Genomic DNA, 626 nt, shown 5'->3' with positions numbered 1-626 from the left:
GGGTTGATTTCCGATCTCAGCCGAACACATTGAGCTGATGGCACGCTCCCGCAGTTAACCGAACGCCCCCGAGGTCCTATCCGGGCCCCGGGGGCGCCATTTTCCCAGTTGAAGGAATGGTGGAGATGTGTTTCGATGGGTCCGGTGGCCATGCCCCGCCCGCCGCCCGGCACCTCTTCCCAGACTCAGCCGGACGGTCGGTCCGTCTATTCCGTTTTTCTCCTAGGCTAGGCCAGCGGGGCATCGCCCCTCTCTGCGCGCGCCCTCTCGATGAGCCCCGGCGTCAGGTCGAGTTCCCCGATGGGCACGTCCCCCACGCCGTAGGCGTCCAGCAGCGCCGCCGCGTCCTCCCCGAGCATCGCCCTGAAGGCGCGCGCGGGCGTCGCGAAGCCGAGCGCGCCGCGGGGCTCGGAGTTCACGTGCGACATGGCCAGCGCCAGGTCGGCCGGGGCGAGCCGGTCGAACCTGATTCCGGCGCCCTTGGGCAGCAGCTTCCTGATCTCGACGTGGTTGCGCTCGCAGGCGCCCTTCTGGTCGCTGCGCCTGGGGTCGCAGTAGAACAGCCTCGTCTCGCCCGGCCCCTCGCCGAGCAGCGCCGCGACCGCCGCCTCGTCGGAGAACTCGGC

Annotated in this window: 1 pseudogene; it reads right to left on the bottom strand. The window is 70.0% G+C overall.

What is annotated here, in order from left to right:
- Positions 1-227 precede the first annotated feature (227 nt).
- A pseudogene (locus ACTQZF_RS09225) lies at positions 228-626 on the bottom strand (IS30 family transposase); the annotation flags it as partial.

Source organism: Collinsella sp. LCP19S3_H3 (assembly GCF_052119145.1).
In the GTDB taxonomy this organism is placed as follows: domain Bacteria; phylum Actinomycetota; class Coriobacteriia; order Coriobacteriales; family Coriobacteriaceae; genus Collinsella.
This window is presented reverse-complemented; position numbering and strand designations above follow the sequence as displayed.